This window comes from Rhodanobacter sp. OR92, from assembly GCF_000427545.1.
In the GTDB taxonomy this organism is placed as follows: domain Bacteria; phylum Pseudomonadota; class Gammaproteobacteria; order Xanthomonadales; family Rhodanobacteraceae; genus Rhodanobacter; species Rhodanobacter denitrificans.
This window is the reverse complement of sequence record NZ_ATYF01000006.1, coordinates 19,205-38,612: the sequence shown is the minus strand read 5'-3', so window position 1 is coordinate 38,612 and position 19,408 is coordinate 19,205. Positions and strand designations below refer to the sequence as shown.

The window sequence follows — 19,408 nt, the reverse complement described above, 5'->3', positions numbered from 1 at the left end:
CGGTTTTTGCTCGTCATTCCCGCGAAAGCGGGCAGGACGGCCGTTGTCCGGACCGTTCTCAGTCCGTCAGTTGCGTCGCCTGTCGCCGTGCGATCCGCTCGCGCAGCGCGGCGGCGATGGTGGCCGTTTCGCGCAGCGGTGATGGCGGGGTGGCAGGAGTCGATTCATCCAGGTCATGCAGCCGCCCGGCCTCGCGCAGCGATTGGTGGAAGCGCGCGAGCTTCGCCGGCAGCGGTGCGGTGACCAGGGTCTCGACCGGGCAGCCGACGGCGCAGGCTTCGGAGAGCATGTTCACCGAGTCGGGCGTGACCACCAGCCGGTCGGCCCAGCCGAGTACGCCGGGGTAGGGATTGCGGCCGTCGTCGGGGCCGGCCCAGAGCAGGCCGGGCGCGCCGCGCAGGGCCTGGCGGAACACTTCGACCAGCGCCGGCGAGGTGCGCCGCGAACCCAGTACCAGCAGGCTGCCGCCCTCGCGGTGCTGGCGTTCGAGCAGGCGTGCGGCGAGCCGGTGGGCGTAGTCGGCGTCCAGTGCGATGCCCTGGCGCGGGCCGCCGAGCAGTACGCCCACGCGCGGCTGCGGCAGCTCGGCGAAGCTGGGGCAGGATTCGCGGCCGTCGGCCAGCCACTCGTCGTCCACCGAGTTCAGCGAGCCGAGCGGGCGCAGCACGTTCGGGCCGTCGAGTTGGTCGTGACGGGGAGCGATCACCGTGTCCCAGCGCGCGGGGTCGATGCGCGGGTTCAGGATCTGCACGGTGTAGCACTGCCCGTCGGACAGCCGGCGCAGCATGCGGGTGAACAGCGCGGCGGCGCGACCGCAGCCGATCGCCACCGCCGGCCACGGCGGCGTGAACAAGCGGCGCTGCTGGATGGGCAGGGCGAGCCGGCCACCCAGTTCCAGCCGTGGCGCCAGCCACGACCACGGCGCCCGCGGCTGCAGCACCAGGTGGCGCAGCGGCAGCTGCAGGTGTTCGGCCAGCGCCAGTGCCTGGCGCTGGTTGCCGGCGGCGTGGTCGGTGATCACCCAGCATTCGCCTTGCAGTTTCAGCATGGGCGCAGGCGTCGCGGCATTGTTTCGCGAATGAACACTGTACGTTCCTCTTATGGGTCAACTGTTCGCATGCGACCACCTATAAACTGGTTGAATGGCGTCATTGACGACGCGTCTTTCCACAGAGGATACCGATGAGCGAGTTGCTTTCCGAGGCCAGTCTGGACCAGTTGTTCCGCCATGCCCGCACCTTCAATGCGTGGCTGCCGAAAGAAGTGAGCGACGAGCAGCTGCAGCAGATCTACGAGCTGGCCAAGTTCGGGCCGACCAGCGCGAACTCCTCGCCGGCGCGGGTGGTATTCGTGAAGTCGCGGGCGGCGAAGGCGAAGCTGGAGCCGTTCCTGTCCGACGGCAACCGCGCCAAGACCATGGAGGCGCCGGTGACCGCGATCGTGGCCACCGACCACGCGTTCTACGAAAAGCTGCCGAAGCTGTTCCCGCACGCCGACGCGAGGAGCTGGTTCGTCGGCAACCAGCCGCTGATCGACACCACTGCGTTCCGCAATGCCACCTTGCAGGGCGCCTACCTGCTGCTGGCGGCGCGGGCGGTCGGGCTGGACTGCGGCCCGATGTCCGGCTTCGACAATGCCGGCGTGGATGCGGCGTTCTTTGCCGGCACCTCGATCAAGTCGAACTTCCTGATCAGCATCGGCTACGGCGACGCCAGCCGCAACCTGTTCGCGCGCAGCCCGCGGCTGGGGTTCGACGAAGCCTGCACGATCGCCTGATTTCCATTTTCCCCATCATCTACAGGAGCCACGTTCATGCGCGCACTGAAGTATCTCGTTTTCGCCGGCCTGCTCGGCGCGGTCGTGGCGGCCCAGGCCGCTCCGGTCACCTACAAGCTCGACCCGGCCCACACCATGGTCCTGTTCAGCTGGAACCACTTCGGCTACTCCAATCCCACCGCCAACCTTGGCTTGGGCGAGGGCACGCTGGTGTTCGACGAGCAGCACCCGGCCAAGTCCAGCGTCGACGTGACCCTGCCGCTGGAGCTCCTCGACACCCACGTGCCGGCGCTGGACGAACACCTGAAGAAGCCGGACTTCCTCGATGCCGGGAAGTATCCGGTGGTGACCTTCAAGAGCACCGCCGTGCAGCCGCTGGGCGGCAACAAGTTCAAGGTCAGCGGCAACCTCACGGTGCACGGCGTGACCCGGCCGGTGGTGCTGGCCGCGACGCTGAACAAGATCGGCCCGCACCCGATGACCAAGGCGCCATCGATCGGCTTCGACGCCACCGCCAGCATCAAGCGCTCGGATTTCGGCGTCGGCGCCTACGTGCCGAACGTCAGCGACGAGCTGGCCATCCGCATCACCACCGAGGCCTCGGTGCCGAAGCAGGCCGCGGCCAAGTAGGTTGCGGTGACCCACAAAAAACCGCGCCATCGTCGGCGCGGTTTTTTTGTGGGCGCAGAAAACCTGCGTCAGTTCGATTTCACGCCGGCGTTCTTCAGCGATTCCAGCTTGGCCAGGTCGACGCTGGCCACCGCCTGCTTCAGCTGGTCGATGCTGTCGACGTTGCCGTTCGCCTTCACCGTGAAGCGCTTGCCGACCACCACGCTGTATTCGCCGTACTTTGACTGGGTGTCCCATTCTTCGTGGACCAGGTTGCCGTCGGCGCTGTAGGTCTTCTCGTAGCCGTGCTCGGTCTGCTTCTCCTCCTCCGGCGCCATCGCGGCGGCCAGCGACATGAAGCCCTTGGCGCCGCCGGTGTCGGAGACTTCCAGCGTGATGTGCTGACCGTTGTCGGCGGCGTAGCCGGCGCTGGCCTGGGAGATCTGCATGCCCATCGCGCTGTTGCGCTCGGCCGACAGGCTGTTGCGCTTGAGGTTGCCCAGGCTGTCGGGCAGGAACGCCTTGATCTGGTCTGGCGCCAGTGCCTCGACCGTGCCGTCGGCGCCCGACATCGCGCCCATCATCTTGCCCATCGCGGCGGACTGTGCGGCGCTGTCGCCGGATTTCTGCGCCGCGTCCAGTTCCTTGCCGGCCTGCTCGGCGCGCTGGCCGATCGCGGCGAGCTTGCCCAGCGCGCTGTTGCTGTCGACGGTGACGCTGTCGCCGTTGCTGCCGGTGACGTGCATGCCACCCATCGAGGCGCCCGTCATCGCCGCGGTGCCGATCACGCCGACCACGATTGCGCCGACGATCCAGCTCAGCACGATCGCGATGATCACGCTGACCGCGGTGTAGCCGCCGGCCTTCTCCGGCGGGCACTTCATGGTGTGCGGCAGGCCCAGGTACAGCAGGTAGATGGCGTAGATCGCACCGGCGATCGCGATCAGCCAGCCCAGCCACGGCACGATCACCGCGATGCCGGCGATCCAGCTGGCGGTCCACGAGTAGGCCACGGTCTTCAGCGCCTGCACCATGTCCTTCTGGCCGCCGAAGGTGGGCGCCAGCGCGTTGATGACCAGCGCCACCACATAGACGATCGCCAGCGCCAGCACGTAGTGCAGCACCATGCCGACGATGCCCATGCCGATCGGTGTGCGCACGGTGATGCCGAACGCGCCCGCGCCGATCAGGCTGCCCTTGATGAAGCCGGCGATGATCGGCAGGGCGGCGACGATCGCGATGTAGCCGGCGTACAGGCCCTGCACGCTGGCCGGTTCCGCAGCGGCGACGGGCCACTCGGTCCTGGGCGTGGTCAGGATGGCCTTGATACGCTCAATGATCTTTCCGAAATCCATGATCAGCTCCTAAGCTCATGCAGTTGACCCGGTGCGTGCGCCGGGTTGAGGTTGGTGTGCTCACTTCATGACGATCGTGGCGGCAACCCGATGGCGCTCTCGCCATGGCTGCTTCCCCGGTGTTCCCTGCGCTGTCCCCCGACAGAAGGCTGCAGCCTGCTACCATTTGCGGCCTGATGTCCAGTCCGGAGTCCGCTGATGTCGTCCCCCCTTTCCGCGACGGTGCCGCTGGTGCCGGCAAATGCCGAAAATCGTTACGAAGTGACGCGCGCCGACCTGCCGTTGTCCTGTCCGATGCCCGGCATGGCGTTGTGGAATTCGCATCCCAGGGTGTACCTGCCGATCGTCGATGACGGCGGCGAGACAGTCTGCGCCTACTGTGCCGCGCATTACGTGCTGCGCGACTGATCGTCCCGGCCCGTCCACGCCGCTGGCGGCATTGTTTTTGCTTGTCCCCAGAGGATGAAAGCCTCCAGCCCCGAGCTCATGTCCAGCATGGTCGTGCCCGTCAAGCTGCTGACCGTGGTCCAGTTGATCCCTGCGCTGCATTCCGGCGGCGCGGAGCGTTCGGCGCTGGAGATCGCACGGGCGCTGGTGCAGGCCGGCCACCGCTCGGTGGTGATCTCGGCCGGCGGGCGGTTGGTCGAACAGCTGCAGGCCGAGGGTAGCGAGCACATCACGCTGGACCTGGGCCGCAAGTCGCTGGCTACGCTGGCCCGGCTCGGCGCGTTGCGCCGGGTGCTGCGCGAGCTGAAGCCCGACATCGTGCATGCCCGTTCGCGGTTGCCGGCCTGGCTGGGCTGGTGGGCGCTGAAGGGAATGACGCCGCGGCCGCATTTCGTCACCACCGTGCACGGGCTCAATTCGCCCGGCCGCTACAGCGCGATCCTGCTGCGTGGCGAGCGCGTGATCGCGGTCTCGCAGACCCTGCGCGACTACGTGCTGAGCCATTACCGCTGGCTGGAGCCGGGCCGGGTGCGGGTGATCCCGCGCGGCATCGACCCGGAAGCGTTTCCCTATGGGCATCGTCCCGACGACGCCTGGCAGAAAGCCTTCTTCGCCGAGTTCCCGGCGCTGGCCGGCGCGCCGCTGCTGACCCTGCCCGGGCGCGGTACGCGGCTGAAGGGGCACCACGATGCGGTTGAGCTGCTGGCTGACCTGAAGCGCCGCGGCATCGAGGCCCGACTGCTGCTGCTGGGCGTGATCGAGCCCGGCCGCGAGGCCTACGTGGCCGAACTGCGCGAGCTGATCCGCGTGCGCGGGATGACCTCGCAGGTGGTGCTGACGCCGCCGCGCCACGACGTGCGCGACATCTACGCGATCTCGGCGCTGGTGCTGCAGCTGTCGAACCGGCCCGAATCGTTCGGGCGCACGGTGATCGAGGCGCTGTCGCTGTGTCGCCCGGTGCTGGGCTACGCGCACGGCGGCGTCGGCGAATTGCTGGCGGAGCTGTATCCGGCCGGCCGCGTGCCGCCGGGCGATCGCGAGCGGCTGGTCGAGCGCGCCGCGGAGCTGCTGCGGGTGGCGCCGCCGATCTCGCCGCTGCAAAGCTACCGCCTGGTCGACATGCAGCAGGCCACGCTGGCGCTGTACGACGAGGTGGCCGCCGGTTGAGGCGGCAGCGGGCGCATCCGCTCGCCTACAATGCGTGGTCGTCTTCGCCACGGTGCGCGCATGAACTCCTTCGCTACTTCGCTCAAGGCCGCGTTGCGTTCCCCGCTGCTGCCGTTCTGGCTGGTGATTGCGCTGCTGCCGTTCGGGCGCAGTGCCGAGCTGGGCACCGCGCTGTGCCTGCTCGGGGTGATCCTGCTGTTCGCGCGCGAACCGCAGGCGCTGCGCCAGCACCCCGGCGCACAATTGCTGCTGTGGCTGCTCGCCGCCTACGTGGCGGCGGCGCTGTGCTCCGCCGTCGACGCGATCCGCCCAGGCAAGAGCTGGAGCACGGCGGCCGCCTTGCTGCGCTACGCGCCGCTGGGCCTGTATGCCTGCTTCGCGATCCGCCGCGAGTCCAAGCTGCAGGCGCTGTACGTGGCGGTGGCCTGGGTGCTGGCGCTGTGGTGCGCCGATGCCTGGCTGCAGGCGCTGACCGGCTGGAGCCTGGGCGGGCACGCCGAGGCCGAGCGTATTTCCGGCATCTTCGGCGCGGACAATCTCAAGCTGGGGCCGACGCTCGCGGTGCTGTCGCCGTTCGCGCTGTGGGCGGCGCGACGGCGCTGGGGCCTGCCGGGCCTGCTGTTGGCGTTCGCGCTGGTGCTGGGTCCGGTGCTGCTGGCCGGCTCGCGCGCCGCCTGGCTCTGCTACGCGCTGGTGGCGCTGGGCTTCGCCTGGCGCGAGGCGCGTTCGCCGCTGCGCTTTGCCGGTCTCTGCGCGGTCGCGGCGGTGCTGCTGGTACTGGCCGGCGGCATCGCCTGGAAGGTCTCGACGCGGTTCCACGAGCGCATGGAGCGTACCTTGCTGGTGCTGCATGGCACCGACCAGTCGCTCGATACCGCGCTCAGCGGCCGGCTCGACATCTGGCACGCCAGCCTCGGCATGTTTGCGGCGCACCCGATCAACGGCGTCGGCGTGCGTGGCTTCCGCTACGCGTATCCGCAGTACGCGCCGGCGACCGACCACTTCGTGGCCACCGACGAAGCCTGCGGCGTGGGCGAGGGCGCCTGTCACGCGCACCAGCTGGTACTGGAGATCCTCACCGAGACCGGCACGCTTGGCCTGCTGCTGTGGCTGGCCGGCGTCGCGCTCGCGTGGCGCGCGTGGCGCCGGGTTGGCGCGGCGGCGCGGGCGCGGGCGTTCCCGGCCACGCTGGCACTGGGCGTGATGCTGTTTCCGTTGAACACCCACCTGGCGTTCTATTCGGCGTGGTGGGGCTTGCTGTTCGCCTGGCTGCTCGGGCTGTGGTGTGCCAGTTTATTCGTTGCCGGCATCCCTGCCGGCGAAGAAGAGCCCGGCATCCGTGCCGGACTCCTCAAAGAAGCACGCCCCGTGGAGGCGAGCGATGGGGCGTGAACAGTTGTCGGTGGTGGTGACCACGTTCAACAGCGCCGGCACGCTCGACGCCTGCCTGCGCGGGGTGAGCTGGGCCGACGAGATCGTGGTGCTGGACTCGGGCTCGAGCGACGCCACCACGGCGATCGCCGCGCACTACGGCGCGCGTATCCACGCGCAGCCGTTCGCCGGCTACAGCGCGCAGAAGCAGGCGGCGATCGACCTGGCCAGCCATCGCTGGGTGCTGCTGCTGGATTCGGATGAATCGCTGGATGCGGATGCCGCCGCGTGCCTGCAGCAGGCGCTGTGCGCGCCGGCCCACGCGGCTTACCGGTTGTGGCGGCGCGAGTGGCAGTTCTGGCGCTGGCAGTCGCGGCGCGGCCGGCTCAACCACTACGTGCGCCTGTTCGACCGGCAGCGTGCGCGCATGAGCGACCACGAAGTGCACGAGGAAGTGCAGGTGGACGGTCCGGTGGGCGTGCTCGACGCGGTCATCGATCATCATGGCGAGCCTGACATCGCCGGCCGCGTGGCCAAGGCGAACCGCTACTCCAGCCTGCAACAGGCCGACCTGGCCAAACGCAAGGTCAGCTGGCTGCGGCTGCGCATGGTGGCGTACCCGACGGTGGCGTTTCTGCGCTACTACCTGCTGCGCGGGCACTGGCGTTCCGGCTGGGCCGGCTTCATCGCGGCGCGCATCCACGCGTTCTACGCGTTCCTGAAATACGCCAAGCTGTACGAGCGGCAGCGGCCGCGGGACTGACCCGGCGGGGTCAACCGCCGGTCAGTATCTGCAGAAACCGGGAGGCGATCACCCGCATGCTGAAATGCTGCTCCACGTAGTCGTGCGCGGCCGCACCCATCGATGCCAGCAAGGCCGGATCGCACAGCTTCAGGATCGCCTCGCGCCACGCTGCCACGTCGCCCGGTGGCAGCAGCAGGCCGGTCACGCCCGTTTGCAGCGTCTCGGGAATCCCGCCGAGGTCGCTGCCCAGCACGGGGACGCCGGCGGCCTGCGCCTCGACCGAGACCCGGCCGAAGGTTTCCGTGGCAATCGACGGGAAGGCCAGCATGGAGAGTGCGCTGTAATAGGGATGGATGTCGTTGATCCAGCCCAGGAAGTGGTGCCGGCCCGCGGTTACATCCGCAGCGGCGAGCGCGCGCAGGGCCGGCGCATCCGGGCCGTCGCCCAGCCATAGGCAATGCAGCCGCGGCTGTTCCGCCATCGCCGCGCTGGCCGCTTCGAACAGCGGGAAGATGCCCTTGCCGCGGTGCATGCGGCCGCTGTAGCCGAGCACGATCGCATCCTCGTCCAGGCCGAGCGAGTGCAGAATCGCGCGGCGTTGGCGCGGATCGCGCCGGCACTGCGCGGTGTTGACCGGGTTGTAGAGCACCCGAACCAGGGAGCCCGGGACGCCTCGATCCAGGTAGGCCTGGCGGGCATGCTGCGAGACGGCGAGGAAACGTTGCGCGAGGCGCGGGATCAGCCACGCGGAAATGCGTTTCATCGGCGGCGTGCGGTGCCGGAACAGCGCCACCGGAATGCGCAGCAGCCGTCCGATCAGGATCAGCGGCCAGTATTCCTTGCCGAAATTGCCCACCAGCCAGTCCGGTTTGAGCTGGCGCGCGGCCTTGATGACGGCGACATAGCCACGCAGGTCGAACACGTTGCGGAATCTCGCCCCGTACCGGCGGACTTCGGACTGGGACAAGCCCTGCCAGATCAGGCCATCGGGATAGACCACCGCACCGACCTGGTGCCCGGCCGCGGCCATCGCCTGTGCCAGGGCGACGAAGTGACTGGCGGCCCCGGTGTTCTCGGGGTTGGTGCCGACGAAAAGCAGTTTCACGCGCGGCGGTCCTCGTAGCGCGACAGCACCCGCAGGGCGAACTGCGGCAGCAGGTGGTGGCGTGCCACCTGCACCCGCGGCAGTTGCCACAGGTCCATGCCGGCGCGGGCCCGGCCGCGCCGGGTCGTGGTGGCGGCGGTGAAGCCGGCCTCGCGCGCCACGCCGGCCACGCGATCGTCGGCGTCGCCGTACGGATAGCAGAACTGGGTGACCGCGGCGCCGAGGCGATCCTCCAGCGTGGCCTTGCTGCCGTGGATCTCCTCGCGCAACTGCGCGTCGTCGCATTGCGTCAGGCGCGGGTGGCTGCGGCTGTGCGCGCCGATTTCCATGCCGCCGCGGTGCCAGTCGCGCAGCTGCTCCGCCGACATCAGCGGCTTGCGCACGCCCAGCCGATCGGCGTCCCACTGGTTGTATCGTCCGATGCTGCCGCTGACGACGTAGCAGGTGGCGCTGAAGCCGTAGCGCTGCAGGATCGGCAGCGCGGCGTCCAGGTTGTCGGCGTAGCCGTCGTCCAGCGTGATGACGGCGACGCGGCCAGTACGTTCGCCCCGCAGGTAGGGCATCGCGGCCGACATGGACAGCCCGCTGTAACCGAGCCGGCGCAGCAGCCACATCTGCCGCGCGAACGCGGCCGGGCTGACGAACAGGCTGCGGTACACGCGCAGGTCGCGCGGCGCGCGCGCGATGTTGTGGTACATCAGGATGGGCAGGGCCGGTGTGCCCTGCGCAGCGGCATCGCTCACTCTTGCAACTCCTGTGCCGGTGCGGCGCAAGGGAGCGGCGAACCATCGCGCGGATCCGTGCCGGCCCGCTCGTGCCGCAGGCCCGGAGGGGCTAGCGGTCGCCACGGGTCGGAGCCGTTGCGCAAAAGTCGCCACTCGGCGGCGAGGCGGGTCGCCGGCGTCGACCCGGGTCTCGAAAGTGGCGCCATTTTTGGCGGGCCAGGCTTTCACCCGGCTGTCGGACGGGTCAGTAGATCGCGGCGGCGCCGGGTGGGCGGGTCTTGAAGCGCTTGTGCACCCACAGGTACTGCTCGGGCGCCTCGCGCACCATCTGTTCGATGCAGGCGTTGACGCGGGCGGTGTCGGTGGCCACGTCAGTGCCGGGGAAACCGTCCAGCGGCGCGCCCAGGCGCAGCGCGTAGCCCTCGCCGTCGGGCAGGCGGCGATGGAAGAACGGGATCACCAGCGCGCCGGACATCCGCGCCAGGTGATGGGTGGCGGTGATGGTGGCCGCCGGCACGCCGAAGAACGGCACGAACACGGTGTCCTTGCTGCGCATGTCCTGGTCCGGCGCGTACCACAGCGTGCCGCCGCCGCGCAGGTACTTCACGCTGCCGCGGAGGTCGTCCTTCTCGAACATCGCGTCGGCGTAGTCCAGCCGCGCGCGCAGCACCGCCCACTCGAACACGGCCGAGTCCATCCGGCGGTACATGCCGGCGATGCGGATGCGTTGCGAGACCAGCCGCGCGCACAGCTCCAGGTGCGAGAAGTGCCCGCCGACCAGCAGCACGCCCCTGCCCTGCGCGCGTGCCGCCGCGAGGTGCTGCAGTCCCTCGATGCGGGTCGGTATGGCGGCGATGCGGCGGTCGCTGCCCATCCAGCCCAGCGCGAACTCCACCAGCATCAGGCCGATGTCGCGCAGGTTCGCGTCGACCAGTGCAGCGCGCGCGGCGGCATCGAGTTCGGGAAAGCACAATGCGATGTTCGCCGCGGCGATGCGCCGCCGCTCGGAGGGAAGCCGCCGCACCAGCGCGCCGAGCTGCCGGCCCAGCCACATCAGCGCGCGCTGCGGCAGCCGCGCGATCAGCCAGATCACGCCCGCGCCCAGCCACGCCGGCCAGTGGCGCGGCGCGAGCAGCGAGCGGGTGAAGGTGGGACGGGGCATGCCGGGCATCGTGCCCATTGTAGTGGAGGCGGGGAAGCGGCAACGCACCGCGCCCCGGCCATGATGGCGCGCCTGCTCTCGTATACTGCCGCGCTGGACCGACGGATCCCTATCGTTGCGCTATCTCTATACCCTCGCGATGTACCTGGCGACGCCGCTGCTGGTGCTGCGGCTGCTGGCGCGAGGCGTGCGCTCGCGACCCTATCATTGGCGCTGGCCGGAACGCTTCGGCTTCTTCGACCCGCCCGGTTTCCACGGCAGCCTGTGGGTGCATGCGGTGTCGGTGGGCGAGGTGAATGCGGCCGAGCCGCTGATCAAGGCGCTGCGGCGCGACTATCCGAACGCGCCGCTGGTGATCACCACGGTCACGCCGACCGGCACCGCGCGTGTGCAGCAGCTGTTCGGCGACAGTGTGTTCCACGTCTACCTGCCGTACGACCTGCCGTACTCGGTGGGCCGCTTCCTGAAGAAGATCCGGCCGCGGCTGGCGTTGATCGTGGAAACCGAGATCTGGCCGAACCTGTACTTTGCCTGCCGCCGGCGCGGCATCCCGCTGATGATCGTCAACGCGCGGCTGTCGGAACGCTCGCTGCGCGGCTACAAGCCGCTGCGCGGGTTGCTGCGCTCGGCGCTGCGCTGCGTGCGCCTGATCGCCGCGCAGTCGCGCACCGATGCGGCGCGCTACCGCCTGCTCGGCGCCGACCCGGAGCAGGTGCTGGTCACCGGCAACATGAAGTTCGACATGCCGATCCCGGACGGCGCGGTGGCCGAAGGCGCGGCGATGCGCGGGCACTGGGGGCCGCGGCGGCCGGTGTGGATGGCGGCCAGTACCCACGAGGGCGAGGAGCTGGCGGTGCTGGAGGCCCACCTGCAGGTGTTGAAGCGGCTGCCCGACGCGCTGCTGCTGCTGGCGCCGCGCCATCCCGAGCGCTTCAAGCTGGTCGAGCACGCGGTGCGCAGCCTCGGCTTCACGGTCGCCACGCGCAGCCTCGAAAGCGTGCCGTCGGTCGCGCATCAGGTGTTCGTGATCGATGCGATGGGGCAGTTGATGCCGTTCTTCGCGGCCTCCGACCTGGCCTTCGTCGGCGGCAGCCTGGTCCCGATCGGCGGCCACAACGTGCTGGAGCCGGCCGCCTTGTCGGTGCCGGTGCTGGTCGGCCCGCACACCTTCAACTTCGAGGAGATCACCCGCAGCCTGATCGAGGAAGGCGGTGCCGAGCGCGTGGCCGATGCCGCGGGGCTGGGACCGGCCGCGCTGAAGCTGCTGCTCGATGCGGGCAGGCGCGCGCGCATGGGGCGGGCCGCGCAAGCCGTCTTCGAGCGCGAGCGCGGCGCGGTGCAGCGGGTGATGCGGCTGATCGACACCCTGCTGCAGGAGTGACGGCGCAAAAAAAGACGGCCGGGCGCGGGCCCGGCCGTCTTCGCGTGCGATGCCTTGCGGCTTACTGCAGCAGCGCGTTGATGGTCTCGATGTCCTTCAGCTCGGCCGTGCCGGCGGTCTGCTTGAGCAGCAGCTTGTTCAGGATGAACTGGTGGCGGGCCTGCGAGTAGCTGCTTTCCGAGGAGGTCAAGGTCTGGATCGCCAGCAGCACGTTGGTCATCGTCTGGGTGCCTACCTCGAAACCGGCGCGGGTCGCTTCCAGCGCCTTGCGGCCCGACTCCACCGAGGCCTTGGCCGATTCCACCTGGGCGATGCCGGCGATCACCGAGCGATAGTAATTGAGCGTGTCGCGCACCACCTGGCGGCGCTGCGCTTCCAGCGCATCGGTGGCGGCGTCGCGCTGGTAGATCGACTGGCGCACGCGCGACTGGGTGAGGCCGCCGGAGAAGATCGGCACGTTCAGGGTCAGCCCGATCGTGGTCGAGGCCGGGTCGCGATAGCGTGCCCCCGCGTTGCTGTCCGACCAGCCGGCGCCCTTGCCGTAGCTGACGCCGGCGGTGATCGTCGGTAGGTGGCCGGCGCGCGCGGCGCTGATGTTGTGCTGCGCGGTCTCCACGTTGTACTTCTGGGTGAGCAGGTTGGGGTTGGTTTCCAGCGCCTGCTTGACCCAGCTGTCCTGGTCGGCCGGCGCCGGCGGCTGCATCGGCAGGTCGTCGCGCAGCTTCTTCAGGTCGCCGGTCGGCTTGCCGGTGATCTGGGTGAGCGCCTCGCGGGCATCGTTGAGCGCGTTCTGCGCGGCGATGGTCTGCGACTTGGCGGCTTCGTAGTAGGCCTTGGCCTGGTAGACGTCGGTGATCGCCGAGAGGCCGACCTTGAAGCGCTGGTCGGACTGCTCGTACTGCTGGCGGAAGGCGTCCTCGTTGGCCTTGGCGTAGGTCAGCTCGTCCTCGCTGGTCAGCACGCCGAAGTAGGCCGCGGCCACGCGCCCGTAGAGCTCCTGCGCGGCGGCCTGGTACAGCTCGTCCTGCGCGTCCGACGCCGAGTGGGCGGCCTTGAGGTTGGCGTACTTGCTGAAGTCGAGCACGGTCTGGCTGAGCGTGCCGTTGATCGAGCGCGAGCGGCTGTGGCCGATCTGGTTGCCGCCGTTGGTCTGGTTGAGGCTCATGCTGGCGCTGATCTGCGGCAGCAGCAGCGCGCGCGCCTGATCCACCCCTTCGGCGGTGGCCAGTCGGGTGGCGTCGGCCCGCGACAGCACCGGGTCGTTGGCGCGCGCATCGCGATAGGCATCGAGCAGATCCTCGCCGTGGCTGGGCAGCGAGATGGCGGCCAGGGCCAGGGCAAGAGTGAGCAGCTTCAAACGCATGGGGTGCCTCATGGGGATCGGTGCGGGGCCAAGGTCAGAACACGAACCGTTGCAGCGGTTCGGCATGGGTCAGGTAGGGCAGGTCGGTCTCGAACAGGGTTTCTTCGCGGTAGCGGCCGGCGCCTTCGTGGGTGAGCAAGGTGGCCTGCTGCACCGGCGACTGGCCGCGGATCACCAGCGCGCGCGCAGCGGGCTTGAGCCAGGTCAGCCAGCGGGGCGGGATCGCATGCACCGCACCGGTCACCACCAGTGCGTCGAACAGGCCGTCGGGCTGCCATTCGTTGACCGCCTCGCCGACGGCCAGGGTGGCATGGGCGATGCCGGCGGCCTGCAGACGCTGCGTGGCGGCCGCGATGAAATCGGCATGGATGTCGACGCTGGTCACCTGGGCGGACAGGCTGGCCAGGCAGGCGGTGAGGAAGCCCGAGCCGGTGCCGATCTCCAGCACGCGGTCGCTGGGCAGCAGTTCCAGCGCCTGCAGCACGCGGCCTTCCACCACCGGCTTCATCATCACCTCGCCGTGACCCAGCGGCAGGCACAGGTCGGCGAACGCCAACTGGCGGTGTTCGGCGGCGACGAAGTCCTCGCGGCGCACGCGGCCGAGCACGTCCAGCACGCGGCCGTCCAGTACTTCCCACGGGCGCACCTGGTTTTCCACCATGTTCAGCCGTGCCTGCTCGATATTCATCGCCATCTGCCGTATTCCGTGGGGATCGAAAAAGACCAAGAAGGATAAGCGCTGGTGCCCGCCTCCACAATGACGCGCCGGGATGCTGGCAAGCCTGACGGCTGCCCGCGGGGTCACGAAGTGCCGGAAGTCATCGCGATACGCTGACCTTCGTCATGGTGTCCGGGGTGCGAGCGACGGACACTGGCGGCGTTGCGGTACCGCTTCTGGAAAATAATTGAACCGTTGCGTATAATAAAGCTTGGCAATTTTTCTTGTGAAGGCGTGAAGGTGGTGGCATGAACAGCGCGCAGGTCAAATCCCAGGGCCCCGGCCGCCCGAAGGACATGGAGAAGCGTGCGGCGATCCTGGCGGCGGCGAAGGCCTTGTTCATCCGCAACGCGTTTGCCGGTACCAGCATGGATGCGATCGCGGCGGATGCGGGCGTGTCCAAGCTCACCGTGTACAGCCACTTCGGCGACAAGGACAACCTGTTCCGCGAAGTGATCCGTTCGCGCATCCAGGACCTGCTGCCGGAGGAGACCTACTTCTTCGACCCGGCCGCCGACGTCCGCGACACCCTGCTGCGGGTGGCGTTGACCCACGCCCACCTCGATTGCAACGCCGAGACCGTGGGCACCTTCCGCGCCATCCTCAGCGATTGCCGCCAGGGCAACCCGCGCTACGGCAAGCTGATCTGGGAAGAGGGCGCGGCGCGGACGCATGGCCTGATGGAACGCCTGCTGCAGCAGGCGGTTGACGCCGGCCAGCTCGACATCGACGACGTGGCGCGCGCCAGCGGGCAGTTCCTCAGCCTGATCAAGGGCAACCTGATGATGCGCCAGATGTTCGGCTGCACCGAATGCCCCGAGAGCTATGCCGAGGAAATCGAGAGCACCGCGCGGGCCGGCGTCGAGATGTTCCTGCGCGCCTACCAGTCGCGTTGACGCGGCACGCCGGAAACGAGCCAGGTGAAGTCCCCTTCACCTGGCTTTTTCATGGGCGTTCCTAGGCTGGCCGGACGTCCGACGATGCACCCGTCGACGCCCCTTCCCCACGCCCACAGGAGCCAGCCATGGCCAAGACCAAGCCGTTCGTCAGCGATATCGAGAACATCCGCAAGCGAGCGCGGCAGGATATCGACAAGGGCGCGATGACCGCCGGCTATCGCGCGGACCGGGCCACCGTGGTCAAGCTGCTCAACCATGCGCTGGCCACCGAGATCGTCTGCGTGCTGCGCTACAAGTACCACTACTACATGGCCTCGGGCATCCACTCGCAGGCGATCAAGGCCGAGTTCCTGCAGCACGCGAACGAGGAGCAGGGCCATGCTGACCTGATCGCCGAGCGCATCACCCAGCTCGACGGCAAGCCGAACCTGTCGCCGGAAGGCCTGCTCGGCCGCAGCCATGCCGACTACGTCGAGGGCGAGGACATCGTCGACATGATCAAGGAAGACCTGGTCGCCGAGCGCATCGCGATCGACAGCTATCGCGAGATGATCGCCTACCTGGGCGCCGACGATCCGACCACCCGCCGCGTGCTGGAAGGCATCCTGGCGATGGAGGAAGAGCACGCCGAGGACATGAACACCCTGCTGGAGCAGCTCGGCAAGCAGGGCGAGCCGGCCAGGTCGTCGCCGGCCAGGAAGGCCGCCGGCAAGCGCGGCTGAGCACGTCGGGGCAAGGCGCGCCGCCGCCTCACCAGCCGGCCAGCACCAGCTTGCCGATCGTGCGGCCCGATTCCAGCCGACGATGGGCCTCGCGCAGGTTCGCCGCATTGATCGGCACCAGCGTCGCGGTACGCGTGCCGCGCAACTCACCCGCATCGATCAAGCTGGCGATCCGTTCGAGGATGCGGCCCTGCTCGGCCATGTCGGGGGTGTTGGAACGCGCGCGGGCGAACATGAACTCCCAGTGGATGCCGATGCACTTGGCCTTGTACGGATCGCCGATCTTCAGCGCGCCGGCGGGTTCCACGATCAGGCCCACGTGGCCCTGCGGCGCCAGCAGCTGGCCGATCGCATCCCAGTAGCGGTCGGTGTCGGCGAGGTTGAGCACGGCGTCGAGCTGGCCGAAGCCCAGCGCCTCCAGCTGCGGCGCCAGCGTGTGGCGATGGTCGATCACGTGGTGGGCGCCCATCGTGCGGCACCAGTCGATGGTCTCGATGCGCGAGGCGGTGGCGATCACCGTGAAGCCAGCGCGTCGCGCCAGCTGGATCGCGATCGAGCCGACTCCGCCGGCGCCGCCGATGACCAGCAGCGACCTGCCGTCGCCGCCGCGCTCGCTGTCGAATGGCATGCGCTGGAACAGCAGCTCCCACGCGGTCAGCGCGGTCAGCGGCAACGCGGCCGCCTCGGCCAGGTCCAGCGACCGCGGCGCGTGGCCGGCCAGACGCGCATCGACCCGCTGGAACTGCGCGTTGCTGCCGGGGCGGGTGACGTCGCCGGCGTAGTACACGCGGTCGCCCGGCCGGAAACCATGGACCGAATCGCCGATCGCCTCGACCACGCCGGCGGCGTCGTAGCCGAGCACCTTCGGTTGCGCCTCGACCTGCGGCTTGGGCGAGCGCAGCTTGGTGTCGACCGGATTCACCGAGACCGCCTCCACGCGCACCAGCAGGTCGTGCTCGCCGGGCACCGGCGTGGGGAGTTCGATATCGAGCAGCGCCTGCGGATCGTCGATCGGCAGGTGGCGGGTGAGGGCGATGGCTTTCATGGGCGACTCCATGGGTGGTTCGAAGGCCAGCCTTCCTTCCCTCTGGGAGGAGAGTGCGACGGGCATGCGCGGCGGCGCCTGATGCTACCCGCACCGGCGTGACGGGGTGGTACTGGCGATGCGGCGAAGGGCGGTCACGCGGCGCCACACCGAGCCTGTAAGCTTTGCCCATTCCCCGCAGGAGCCGAGCGATGCAGACCCAGGACACCTCGAACCCGTCGCGCCACGGCATCCGCCGCGCCATCCTGGCCCTGCTTGCGTTGCTGCTGCTGGGCGTGGCGGCGCTGATGTGGTGGTGGGACACCGAGCCGGCACTGTTCGATCCGGTGGCGGTGACCCAGGTGCGGATGCAGGAGCTGAAGCGGCCGGCCAGCACCGGTGCGGCCACCACGGTCACCCTGATCACCTCGGTGCAGACGCTGCTGGACAAGCGTGGCGGCTACCTCAGCAACGACAAGCTGCCGCCCGGCGTGCTGATGGACAACCTGCCCAACTGGGAATTCGGCTCGCTGACCGCCTCGCGCGACCTGGTGCGCGCGCTGCGCAACGACTTCAGCCGCTCGCAGACGCAGTCGACCGAGGACAAGGACCTGGCCGAGGCCGACCCGCTGCTGAACAGCCCGAACGACCGCTGGCTGCTGCCCAGCTCGGAAAGCCAGTACCGCAAGGCGATCAGGCATCTGGACGGCTATCTGGCCAGGCTGGGCGACGCCGACGACAGCAACGCGCACTTCTACGCGCGCGCGGACAACCTGGCCGACTACCTGCAGCTGGCCTCCTCGCGACTCGGTTCGTTGTCGCAGCGGCTGTCGGCCAGCGTGGGCCAGATCCGCATCGGCGACGTGGCCAGTGCCGACGAGCCGGCCGCCGCCGGCACGGTGGCCGCGCCCGGCGGCGGCCGCCTGGTGAAGACGCCGTGGACGAAGATCGACGACAACTTCTACGAGGCGCGTGGCTACACCTGGACGCTGCTGGAACAGCTCAAGGCGTTCCAGCGCGACTTCGGCCCGATCCTGCGCTCCAAGCACGCCGACATCAGCCTGGAGCAGGTGATCCGCGAGCTGGAGGAGGCGCAGCGCCCGCTGCACAGCCCGATGGTGCTGAACGGCTCGCCGTTCGGCTTCTTCGCCAACCATTCGCTGGTGATGGCGAACTACGTGTCGCGCGCGAATGCGGCACTGATCGACCTGCGCGAACTGCTCAGGCGTGGCTGATCCGGGCAAACAAAGACCCCGCCGTGGCGGGGTCTGCTTTGCGACAGCCTGCGCTCGGCGATTCAGCCGCTGATGGCGTCCTGGTAGCGCTGGAAGCCGGCCAGGATCTCGGCCTTCGCCTCGTCGGCGCCGACCCAGCCCTCGACCTTCACCCACTTGCCCTTCTCCAGGTCCTTGTAGTGCTCGAAGAAGTGGCCGATGCGTTCCAGCCAGTGCGGCGAGACGCCCTTCATGTCGTTGATGTGCGCGTAGCCCGGGAACACCTTGGGCGACGGGATCACCACCAGCTTCTCGTCGCTGCCAGCCTCGTCGGTCATCTTCAGCATGCCGACCGGATGGCAGCGGATCACCGAGCCGACGGCCAGCGGCAGCGGCAGGATCACCACCGCATCCAGCGGGTCACCGTCGCCGCCCAGGGTGCGCGGCACGTAGCCGTAGTTGCACGGGTAGCGCATCGGGGTGGACAGGATGCGGTCCACGAAGATCGCGCCCGACTCCTTCTCCACCTCGTACTTGACCGGCTCGGCGTCCTTGGGGATCTCGATGATGACGTTGATTTCTTCCGGCACGTTGCGGCCGGCGGAGACGAGGTGCAGACCCATGGACTGTCCTTGGCGATGAAGGGGAAAAGAAGGTCCGCAAGGATACGCCAAACGCTGCTGCGATGCAGCAGCGACAGGCTTGCCGCACCGGCGGTCAGGCCTTTTTCGGCCTCTTGTAAGGCCGCTCGCGCAGCCATTTGGTGGCGATCCACTTTTCGCCATCGAGCACCGGCAGGCCGGCGTGCAGCGAACTCGGGTCGCCGCCTTCGTAGGCGAAATAGACGGCCGAACCGCGCCGCGCGGTGACGGTGAGTCCGAGCTCGGGGAACGCCGTGCCGCCGCCTCGCGCGGGCGTGTTCAGATACATCACCACGCTGGCGATGCGCTGCCCGCCCATCGCGGTGATCGCGCCGTAGCCGGGCTGCTCCGGGTCGAACCAGTCGAAGTGCGGCTCGTATTCCTGGCCCGGCAGGTAGTGCAGGATCTGCAGCCCTTCGCCATGGCTCGCCGGCACGCCGAGCAGGGCGGCCAGGCGCTGCTCGATACGGCCGACCAGCGGCACCTCGTTCAGGGTGAAGAACATGCCCTCGCTGGTGCGTCGCCGGTCCACCTGCTGGCGGCCTTTGCTGTCGACGGTGAGCGCGCGCTGCAGTCGCGGCCGCGCCAGCGCGATCAGTTCCTCGCATTCCTGGGTGCTCAGGATGTTCTCCAGCACCCGCAGCGCCGGCGCCTCGACGCTGAGCGAGACGCCGATGGCGTGCCCATCGACGCGGACTTCGGGCGCTTCGGGGTGTTTCGTACGCAGCCCCTGCGGCGACTCGCTGGCGGTACTGGCCAGCAGCGTCACCAGCGGCAGCTTCAGCACCTCGGCGACGATGCCGCGGCTCTGTCGCGGGTCGTAGCCGTGCTCCTTCATCAGCCGCAGCACCTCGGCCACGCCGTGGCCGGCCCGCGTGGTGGCGAGGATCCATTCGCGCAGTTCGGGGCTGATGGTGGTGCGTGGGTGCATGGCGATGGGCGAGTCGTGAAAGCTTGCTGCAGGCCATCTTTGCATACGCCGCG

Annotated in this window: 20 protein-coding genes; 10 read left to right on the top strand and 10 right to left on the bottom strand. The window is 69.0% G+C overall.

The features are described from left to right. Positions 1-58: 58 nt before the first annotated feature. Positions 59-1,048 carry a mitochondrial fission ELM1 family protein gene (locus RHOOR92_RS0103225; protein WP_027489569.1) on the bottom strand — a complete coding sequence of 330 codons (990 nt, stop codon included), beginning with the start codon at positions 1,046-1,048 and terminating at the stop codon, positions 59-61. A 134-nt stretch (positions 1,049-1,182) separates the two neighbouring features. Here RHOOR92_RS0103225 and RHOOR92_RS0103220 point away from each other — a divergent pair, with 134 nt between their 5' ends. After that, positions 1,183-1,776: a malonic semialdehyde reductase gene (locus RHOOR92_RS0103220; protein WP_007514171.1), complete on the top strand. Its 594-nt coding sequence runs from the start codon at positions 1,183-1,185 to the stop codon at positions 1,774-1,776. Positions 1,777-1,812: 36 nt separating this feature from the next. Further along, on the top strand, positions 1,813-2,406 hold the full coding sequence (locus tag RHOOR92_RS0103215) for a YceI family protein (protein WP_007514173.1): 594 nt from the start codon (positions 1,813-1,815) through the stop codon (positions 2,404-2,406). A gap of 68 nt (positions 2,407-2,474) precedes the next feature. Here RHOOR92_RS0103215 and RHOOR92_RS0103210 read toward each other — a convergent pair whose 3' ends face one another. After that, entirely contained in the window at positions 2,475-3,740 is a 1,266-nt protein-coding gene (locus tag RHOOR92_RS0103210) for a Yip1 family protein (RefSeq protein WP_007514175.1), read from the bottom strand. Between the two features lie 198 nt (positions 3,741-3,938). Between RHOOR92_RS0103210 and RHOOR92_RS0103205 the strand changes: the two genes are divergently transcribed. From RHOOR92_RS0103205 to RHOOR92_RS0103190, 4 genes are all read left to right on the top strand, one after another. Beyond that, entirely contained in the window at positions 3,939-4,148 is a 210-nt protein-coding gene (locus tag RHOOR92_RS0103205) for a zinc-finger domain-containing protein (protein ID WP_007514177.1), read from the top strand. Between the two features lie 78 nt (positions 4,149-4,226). Continuing rightward, positions 4,227-5,354: a glycosyltransferase gene (locus tag RHOOR92_RS0103200; RefSeq protein ID WP_007514179.1), complete on the top strand. Its 1,128-nt coding sequence runs from the start codon at positions 4,227-4,229 to the stop codon at positions 5,352-5,354. 60 nt (positions 5,355-5,414) lie between these two features. Further along, complete coding sequence (locus tag RHOOR92_RS0103195; protein WP_007514181.1) at positions 5,415-6,746, top strand: O-antigen ligase family protein; 1,332 nt, start codon at positions 5,415-5,417, stop codon at positions 6,744-6,746. Beyond that, positions 6,736-7,488 (top strand): glycosyltransferase family 2 protein, encoded by a 753-nt coding sequence (locus tag RHOOR92_RS0103190; RefSeq protein WP_007514183.1) that lies wholly within the window; start codon positions 6,736-6,738, stop codon positions 7,486-7,488. Before RHOOR92_RS0103195 ends, RHOOR92_RS0103190 begins: the two co-directional genes overlap by 11 nt. Positions 7,489-7,498: 10 nt before the next feature. On the opposite strand, the gene RHOOR92_RS0103185 is transcribed toward RHOOR92_RS0103190, so the two are convergent. The 3 genes from RHOOR92_RS0103185 to lpxL all read right to left on the bottom strand — a co-directional run bounded on the left by RHOOR92_RS0103185 (position 7,499) and on the right by lpxL (position 10,462). Beyond that, complete coding sequence (locus RHOOR92_RS0103185) at positions 7,499-8,575, bottom strand: glycosyltransferase family 4 protein (RefSeq protein WP_007514185.1); 1,077 nt, start codon at positions 8,573-8,575, stop codon at positions 7,499-7,501. Continuing rightward, positions 8,572-9,273: a polysaccharide deacetylase family protein gene (locus tag RHOOR92_RS0103180; protein WP_050980856.1), complete on the bottom strand. Its 702-nt coding sequence runs from the start codon at positions 9,271-9,273 to the stop codon at positions 8,572-8,574. The genes RHOOR92_RS0103185 and RHOOR92_RS0103180 overlap by 4 nt, the downstream gene beginning before the upstream one ends. A gap of 271 nt (positions 9,274-9,544) precedes the next feature. Continuing rightward, the gene (lpxL, locus tag RHOOR92_RS0103175) at positions 9,545-10,462 is read right to left on the bottom strand and encodes an LpxL/LpxP family Kdo(2)-lipid IV(A) lauroyl/palmitoleoyl acyltransferase (protein ID WP_231378309.1); all 918 of its coding nucleotides are present in this window, start codon (positions 10,460-10,462) and stop codon (positions 9,545-9,547) included. Positions 10,463-10,577: 115 nt separating this feature from the next. Between lpxL and waaA the strand changes: the two genes are divergently transcribed. After that, positions 10,578-11,843, top strand: a complete 1,266-nt coding sequence (gene waaA / locus RHOOR92_RS0103170; RefSeq protein ID WP_007514191.1) for a lipid IV(A) 3-deoxy-D-manno-octulosonic acid transferase — start codon at positions 10,578-10,580, stop codon at positions 11,841-11,843. A gap of 61 nt (positions 11,844-11,904) precedes the next feature. Here waaA and RHOOR92_RS0103165 read toward each other — a convergent pair whose 3' ends face one another. Together RHOOR92_RS0103165 and RHOOR92_RS0103160 are read right to left on the bottom strand one after the other, a co-directional pair. Continuing rightward, positions 11,905-13,206 (bottom strand): TolC family outer membrane protein, encoded by a 1,302-nt coding sequence (locus tag RHOOR92_RS0103165; RefSeq protein WP_027489568.1) that lies wholly within the window; start codon positions 13,204-13,206, stop codon positions 11,905-11,907. Between the two features lie 34 nt (positions 13,207-13,240). Continuing rightward, positions 13,241-13,900 carry a protein-L-isoaspartate O-methyltransferase gene (locus RHOOR92_RS0103160; RefSeq protein ID WP_015446625.1) on the bottom strand — a complete coding sequence of 220 codons (660 nt, stop codon included), beginning with the start codon at positions 13,898-13,900 and terminating at the stop codon, positions 13,241-13,243. A 272-nt stretch (positions 13,901-14,172) separates the two neighbouring features. Between RHOOR92_RS0103160 and RHOOR92_RS0103155 the strand changes: the two genes are divergently transcribed. Both RHOOR92_RS0103155 and RHOOR92_RS0103150 read left to right on the top strand, forming a co-directional pair. After that, complete coding sequence (locus tag RHOOR92_RS0103155; protein WP_015446626.1) at positions 14,173-14,820, top strand: TetR/AcrR family transcriptional regulator; 648 nt, start codon at positions 14,173-14,175, stop codon at positions 14,818-14,820. Positions 14,821-14,948: 128 nt separating this feature from the next. After that, positions 14,949-15,545 carry a DUF892 family protein gene (locus tag RHOOR92_RS0103150; protein WP_007514198.1) on the top strand — a complete coding sequence of 199 codons (597 nt, stop codon included), beginning with the start codon at positions 14,949-14,951 and terminating at the stop codon, positions 15,543-15,545. A 28-nt stretch (positions 15,546-15,573) separates the two neighbouring features. Here RHOOR92_RS0103150 and RHOOR92_RS0103145 read toward each other — a convergent pair whose 3' ends face one another. After that, positions 15,574-16,590, bottom strand: a complete 1,017-nt coding sequence (locus tag RHOOR92_RS0103145; RefSeq protein WP_027489567.1) for a zinc-binding alcohol dehydrogenase family protein — start codon at positions 16,588-16,590, stop codon at positions 15,574-15,576. Positions 16,591-16,781: 191 nt separating this feature from the next. Between RHOOR92_RS0103145 and RHOOR92_RS0103140 the strand changes: the two genes are divergently transcribed. Continuing rightward, positions 16,782-17,804: a DUF2333 family protein gene (locus tag RHOOR92_RS0103140; protein WP_037114825.1), complete on the top strand. Its 1,023-nt coding sequence runs from the start codon at positions 16,782-16,784 to the stop codon at positions 17,802-17,804. Positions 17,805-17,866: 62 nt separating this feature from the next. Here RHOOR92_RS0103140 and ppa read toward each other — a convergent pair whose 3' ends face one another. After that, positions 17,867-18,406 (bottom strand): inorganic diphosphatase, encoded by a 540-nt coding sequence (gene ppa / locus RHOOR92_RS0103135; RefSeq protein WP_027484893.1) that lies wholly within the window; start codon positions 18,404-18,406, stop codon positions 17,867-17,869. 94 nt (positions 18,407-18,500) lie between these two features. Further along, on the bottom strand, positions 18,501-19,355 hold the full coding sequence (locus RHOOR92_RS0103130; RefSeq protein ID WP_027489565.1) for a 2OG-Fe(II) oxygenase: 855 nt from the start codon (positions 19,353-19,355) through the stop codon (positions 18,501-18,503). Positions 19,356-19,408 lie beyond the last annotated feature (53 nt).

Bases quoted from the DNA above. Each gene is read 5' to 3' on its own strand.
- RHOOR92_RS0103215 (WP_007514173.1), top strand. From the start codon at position 1,813: ATGCGCGCACTGAAGTATCTCGTTTTCGCCGGCCTGCTCGGCGCGGTC.
- RHOOR92_RS0103180 (WP_050980856.1), bottom strand. From the start codon at position 9,273: ATGTACCACAACATCGCGCGCGCGCCGCGCGACCTGCGCGTGTACCGC.
- RHOOR92_RS0103210 (WP_007514175.1), bottom strand. From the start codon at position 3,740: ATGGATTTCGGAAAGATCATTGAGCGTATCAAGGCCATCCTGACCACG.
- lpxL (WP_231378309.1), bottom strand. From the start codon at position 10,462: ATGCCCCGTCCCACCTTCACCCGCTCGCTGCTCGCGCCGCGCCACTGG.
- RHOOR92_RS0103220 (WP_007514171.1), top strand. From the start codon at position 1,183: ATGAGCGAGTTGCTTTCCGAGGCCAGTCTGGACCAGTTGTTCCGCCAT.
- RHOOR92_RS0103205 (WP_007514177.1), top strand. From the start codon at position 3,939: ATGTCGTCCCCCCTTTCCGCGACGGTGCCGCTGGTGCCGGCAAATGCC.
- RHOOR92_RS0103155 (WP_015446626.1), top strand. From the start codon at position 14,173: ATGAACAGCGCGCAGGTCAAATCCCAGGGCCCCGGCCGCCCGAAGGAC.
- RHOOR92_RS0103130 (WP_027489565.1), bottom strand. From the start codon at position 19,355: ATGCACCCACGCACCACCATCAGCCCCGAACTGCGCGAATGGATCCTC.
- ppa (WP_027484893.1), bottom strand. From the start codon at position 18,406: ATGGGTCTGCACCTCGTCTCCGCCGGCCGCAACGTGCCGGAAGAAATC.
- RHOOR92_RS0103225 (WP_027489569.1), bottom strand. From the start codon at position 1,048: ATGCTGAAACTGCAAGGCGAATGCTGGGTGATCACCGACCACGCCGCC.
- RHOOR92_RS0103150 (WP_007514198.1), top strand. From the start codon at position 14,949: ATGGCCAAGACCAAGCCGTTCGTCAGCGATATCGAGAACATCCGCAAG.
- RHOOR92_RS0103195 (WP_007514181.1), top strand. From the start codon at position 5,415: ATGAACTCCTTCGCTACTTCGCTCAAGGCCGCGTTGCGTTCCCCGCTG.
- RHOOR92_RS0103190 (WP_007514183.1), top strand. From the start codon at position 6,736: ATGGGGCGTGAACAGTTGTCGGTGGTGGTGACCACGTTCAACAGCGCC.
- RHOOR92_RS0103200 (WP_007514179.1), top strand. From the start codon at position 4,227: ATGTCCAGCATGGTCGTGCCCGTCAAGCTGCTGACCGTGGTCCAGTTG.
- RHOOR92_RS0103140 (WP_037114825.1), top strand. From the start codon at position 16,782: ATGCAGACCCAGGACACCTCGAACCCGTCGCGCCACGGCATCCGCCGC.
- RHOOR92_RS0103145 (WP_027489567.1), bottom strand. From the start codon at position 16,590: ATGAAAGCCATCGCCCTCACCCGCCACCTGCCGATCGACGATCCGCAG.
- RHOOR92_RS0103165 (WP_027489568.1), bottom strand. From the start codon at position 13,206: ATGCGTTTGAAGCTGCTCACTCTTGCCCTGGCCCTGGCCGCCATCTCG.
- RHOOR92_RS0103160 (WP_015446625.1), bottom strand. From the start codon at position 13,900: ATGGCGATGAATATCGAGCAGGCACGGCTGAACATGGTGGAAAACCAG.